Raw genomic sequence first — 4,533 nt, 5'->3', positions numbered from 1 at the left:
GCCGTGCCAGTGCCGCCTCGGCCACCGGATATTCGCACAGGATGGTCGTTCGTCCCTGCCCGAGGAATGGCTCGATTTTTTCCACCATCACCCGGCTGAACAGGTCGGCCCAGCTGTCGTCGGGCGCGGTACGCATGCCGGCCCGGATCAAGGCGGCGTATAGCGCGTCGCGGTCGGTGCTGCCGTCGGCGGCGACCGTGGCCAGCAGGTCGATGCCGGCATAGTGGGCGAAAGCGTCCGCCACCGTCAGTCGTTCCGGCTCGGCAAACGGATCGCAGTCGCGGCCCCGGAAAGAGAAAAGAGTCGCCCCTGTCCTTGTCGCGGCCAGCGCCAGAAAGGCCGCACAATCCAGCATCAGGCTCTCATAGGCCTCGCCCACCCTGTACCATTCGAGCATGGTGAATTCGGGATGATGCAAGGGGCCGCGCTCGCGGTTGCGATAGACCGGACCGAAGCTGAAAATCCTGGTTTCACCGGCGGCGAGCAGCTTCTTGCAGGCGAATTCCGGCGAGGTGTGGAGATAGAGTGGCGCCCTTGCACCGTCCGGCCCGACCGCTTCCGTGGCGAAAGCCGCCAGATGCGCCTCATTGCCGGGCGAGACCTGCAGCGCCGCCGTTTGCACCTCGACGAAATCATGGGCGGCGAACCAGTCGCGCAGGCCGGCGGCGATGCCATTGCGCAGCATCAGCCGCGGGCGGCGGTCGGCGTGAACGTCAGGCGTCCACCAGGGCGAAGCTTCGGTCATGCGGCTCGGAACATGGTGGAAGGGGGCTGGCGGCGGCGGCCAAGATGCGGTAGGCCCCCATCCAGCGCCGCACTAGCCGGCAAACGCCAGTCAACTCTTCTTGCAGGATTTAAAACCGTGGTGAAAGTCATCGCCAGTTCGCTCCGCAAAGGCAATGTCGTCGACAAGGACGGCAAGCTTTATGTGATCCTCTTTGCCGAAAACATCCACCCAGGCAAGGGCACGCCGGTAACGCAGCTCGACATGCGCCGCATCGGCGACGGGGTGAAGGTTTCGGAACGCTACCGCACCACCGAGCAGGTCGAGCGCGCCTATGTCGAAGAGCGCGAGCACACCTTCCTCTACCGCGACGGCGAAGGCTTTCACTTCATGAACCCGGAAACCTACGACCAGGTGGCGGTGTCGGAAGCCGTGGTCGGCGACATGGCACCTTACCTGCTGGAAGGCATGGCCGTGCAGGTGTCGCAGTTCAACGGCATTGCCATTTCCCTGGTGCTGCCGCAGCGCGCCACCTTCGAAGTGGTGGAAACCGAGCCGACGACCAAGGGACAGACGGCCTCGTCGTCCTACAAGCCGGCCGTGCTGTCCAACGGCGTGCGCACCCTGGTGCCCCCCCACATCGCGCCGGGCACCCGCGTGGTGGTGATGACGGCGGATGGGGCTTATGTGGAGCGGGCGAAGGACTGAAGACGAGCGGTGGGGTTACGGGTTTACCGGCCAGCCCTGCGTTTCACCAGGGCTCACCCTTGTCCTCTTCCGCTGTCTCCCCTTGAACGCGGCGCCTCCGCCCGCACAGTGATATTTTTCACGAAGCGTGTCGCAATGACCCTGCGCGGTCCGTCCTTTGAGCGAAGAAGGAGAACGCCATGCGAAAACTTATCGTCACCGAATTCATCAGCGTCGATGGCATTGCCGAGGTCGAGAAGCTGCCAAGCATGACTTGGAACGACGAGATGAACAGGTTCAAGGAGGACGAGCTTGCCGACACCGGCGCCATGCTTTTGGGGCGCACGACCTATGAGATCTTTGCCGGCTCCTGGCCGACGGAAACCGGAGATTTTGCCGAACGGTTCAACGCGCTGCCGAAATATGTCGCGTCGAACAGCCTGAAGGCGCTCGACTGGAAGCCTGCCGAATTGCTGAAGGGACCGCTGCCGGAAGCGGTCAGGACGCTGAAGCAAGGCAGCGGCGGCAACATCTATGTGCATGGCAGCCTCAGCGTCGCGCAGGAATTGCTGCGCCATGGCCTGGTCGACCGCGTCAGGCTGCTCAGTTATCCCGGCACCGTCGGCCAAGGCAAGCCGCTGTTCCCAGGCGGCGAACCGGTGTCGCTCGAACTGATTTCGGCCACGCCGTTCAGCAACGGCGTTGTGGCGCTGGAGTATGCGCCGGTGGCGGCTAAGTCGTAATCGGTTGGAGCCTTTCAGATCGAATGGGGAGATGCATCCTCACCCGACCTGCTTGCCCCGTCTCCCCTTGATGGCGGCGCTATTCCTCGCCTCCACCGCCTTCTCCACCTGCCGCTTCAGTTCGTCCTTGATATCCACCGTCTCGTTCATCAGCGCGTCGATCTTCAGGAAATCGAGGACCCGGTATCTCGACACTGCCGGGCGGACCAGGATGTCGGGGCGGCATTGCTTCAGCTTGTTGGCGATGATCGACTGCATCATCAATTGCGTGGCGCCGAACATCAGGTCGACGGAGGTCGGCTGTTTGCGGTCGGCCTCTTCCGGCGCGCCGACGACGTCGACGCCGATGATGATGTCGGCGTCGTTCTCGATCAGGTCGAACGGCACGGGGTTGTAGATGCCGCCGTCGATCAGCAGCCTGCCGTCGCGCATCACCGGACGGAACACGGCAGGGATGGCCGCTGACGCCGCCAGCGCGGAGTGCAGGTCGCCGTCTTCGAAGACGGCCAGCTTGTGACCGAAATAGTCGGTCGCCGTCACCTTCAGCGGGATCTTCAGCTCGGCAAAGGTTTCGGGGATGGCCTCGGGCAGAAAGGCTTTCAGGATGCGCTCGACATTGAACTGGCTGACGCGGATGCCGTTCTGCATGGCTTCGGCTATCGTGCCCGGCCGCGCCCGCCACATGCGGCTGGCCACCTCGGCGCGGCGGCCGAGGATCGAGCGGGCGTAGTCGTGGATGTCCTTGCCGGCCATACCCGATGCCATGCCGGCACCCATGATGGCGCCGATCGACGAGCCGGCAATCGCCACCGGCTTGATGCCGAGCTCGTCCAGCGCCTCGATGACATGGATGTGGGCCAGCCCGCGCGCGCCGCCGCCGCCGAAGGCGATGCCGAAGGTGGGGCTCATCCCTTGCCGGCTCCGGCCAGTTTCGGGCCGATGACCATGATGGTCGGCTCGGTGGTCAGCAGCTTTTTCGCCGCCGCCTTGACCTGTTCGAGCGTCACCGCATTGATGTAGCCGGCGCGGCGCTGCATGTAGTCGATGCCGAGATCGTCGAGCTGCAACTCGACCAATGTCGAGGCGATGGCGCTGGACGAGTCCAGATTGTTGATGGCGTAGGCGCCGATCATGTATTTCTTGGTCGCCGCCAGTTCCGCTTCGGTCGGGCCTTGTTCGGCCAATTGCTTGACGACATCGCGGACGATGCCAAGCGTCTCGGCCGCACGGTCGGACCGGGTGCCGGTGCTGACGATCAACGCGTTAGCGTGGTCCTGGTTGATGAGCGAGGAGTTGACACTGTAGGCCAGTCCGCGCTTTTCGCGCACTTCCTGGAACAGGCGCGAGGTGAAGGTGCCGCCGCCGAGGATCTCGTTCATCAGCACGGCGGGGAAGAAATCCGCCGCCTTGCGCTTCACGCCGGGAAAGGCGAGCTGCAGGGAGGTCTGCGGCAGGTCGTAGTCGACCTCGATATGCTGCGCCAGCTTCGGGTCGATATCGGCCACAGGCCTCAGCGCCTGGTTCTGCGGCAGGTCGCCGAACACCATGTCGAGCTTCTTCTTCAGCGTCTCCGCGTCGATGGCGCCGACTACGGCGACATGCAGGCCGCCGCGCGCGAACACCGCTTTGTGCAGGCCTTTCAGATCATCGGACGTGATGGCGGCGATGCTTTCCTTGGTGCCCTGATCGGAGCGGGAATAGGGATGGTCGCCATAGAGGGCGCGCGCCCATTTGTTCTGCGCCACCGTGTCCGGGTCGTTTTCGCCGGCGATGATGCCGGACAGGATCTGGGAACGGATGCGGTCGATCGGCAACTGGTCGAAGCGCGGCTCGTTGACCGCCAGCCGCAGCAGGTCGAAGGCCTGGTCGCGCTGCTCGGCCAGCATGCGCATCGAGCCGTAGATGCCGTCGCGGCTCTCGTCGAAGCTCATCTCGGCGCCGGCATCGTCGAGCTTGATCTGGAAGTCTTCACTATCGAGCGGGCCGGCGCCTTCGTCGAACAGGCCGGTCATCAGATTGGCCAGTCCTTCCTTGCCGACAGGATCCTGCGTCGAGCCGCCGCCAAAGACGAAGCGGATGGCCACGACCGGCACGGAATAATCCTCGACCAACCAGGCGGTGATGCCCTTTGGCGAGGTGACGGACTGGATCTCCATGGCCCGCGCGGTGAGCGCCGGCAGGATGAGGAAGAGGATGGAGAGAAAGAGGGTGGTGAGTGCACGCCATGCGGCAATCGTCGGCAGCGACCAATCGCGGAAGCCGGCGCTCCCCCTCACCCAGCCTCCGCTTTGCTCGGCTGACCTCTCCCCGACGGGGAGAGGAGCTTGCCAGCGCTGGCGCCAGCCTCTTCTCCCCAGCGGGGAGAAGGTGGCCGCGAAG

5 protein-coding genes are annotated in these 4,533 nt (G+C 64.3%); 2 read left to right on the top strand and 3 right to left on the bottom strand.

Annotated elements, in window-relative coordinates; genetic code table 11:
* Nucleotides 1–745, bottom strand: a 745-nt coding sequence (locus EOA22_RS24975; protein WP_127390281.1) for an amino acid--tRNA ligase-related protein, incomplete at its 3' end; no start/stop codon positions are given.
* Between the two features lie 117 nt (nucleotides 746–862).
* Here EOA22_RS24975 and efp point away from each other — a divergent pair.
* Together efp and EOA22_RS24965 are read left to right on the top strand one after the other, a co-directional pair.
* Nucleotides 863–1,432 carry an elongation factor P gene (efp, locus tag EOA22_RS24970; RefSeq protein ID WP_013532351.1) on the top strand — a complete coding sequence of 190 codons (570 nt, stop codon included), beginning with the start codon at nucleotides 863–865 and terminating at the stop codon, nucleotides 1,430–1,432.
* 179 nt (nucleotides 1,433–1,611) lie between these two features.
* Nucleotides 1,612–2,154, top strand: a complete 543-nt coding sequence (locus EOA22_RS24965) for a dihydrofolate reductase family protein (protein ID WP_063167724.1) — start codon at nucleotides 1,612–1,614, stop codon at nucleotides 2,152–2,154.
* Between the two features lie 39 nt (nucleotides 2,155–2,193).
* Here the strand turns inward: EOA22_RS24965 and EOA22_RS24960 are convergent, their stop codons facing one another.
* Together EOA22_RS24960 and EOA22_RS24955 are read right to left on the bottom strand one after the other, a co-directional pair.
* Nucleotides 2,194–3,063: a patatin-like phospholipase family protein gene (locus EOA22_RS24960; protein ID WP_013532353.1), complete on the bottom strand. Its 870-nt coding sequence runs from the start codon at nucleotides 3,061–3,063 to the stop codon at nucleotides 2,194–2,196.
* Nucleotides 3,060–4,430 carry a pitrilysin family protein gene (locus tag EOA22_RS24955; RefSeq protein WP_063167723.1) on the bottom strand — a complete coding sequence of 457 codons (1,371 nt, stop codon included), beginning with the start codon at nucleotides 4,428–4,430 and terminating at the stop codon, nucleotides 3,060–3,062. Before EOA22_RS24955 ends, EOA22_RS24960 begins: the two co-directional genes overlap by 4 nt.
* Nucleotides 4,431–4,533 lie beyond the last annotated feature (103 nt).

This window comes from Mesorhizobium sp. M7A.F.Ca.US.014.04.1.1 (assembly GCF_003998745.1).
Classification (GTDB): domain Bacteria; phylum Pseudomonadota; class Alphaproteobacteria; order Rhizobiales; family Rhizobiaceae; genus Mesorhizobium; species Mesorhizobium ciceri.
This window is presented reverse-complemented; position numbering and strand designations above follow the sequence as displayed.

Coding starts and splice junctions, on each gene's coding strand:
- EOA22_RS24965 (WP_063167724.1), top strand. CDS start 1,612: ATGCGAAAACTTATCGTCACCGAATTCATCAGCGTCGATGGCATTGCC.
- EOA22_RS24960 (WP_013532353.1), bottom strand. CDS start 3,063: ATGAGCCCCACCTTCGGCATCGCCTTCGGCGGCGGCGGCGCGCGCGGG.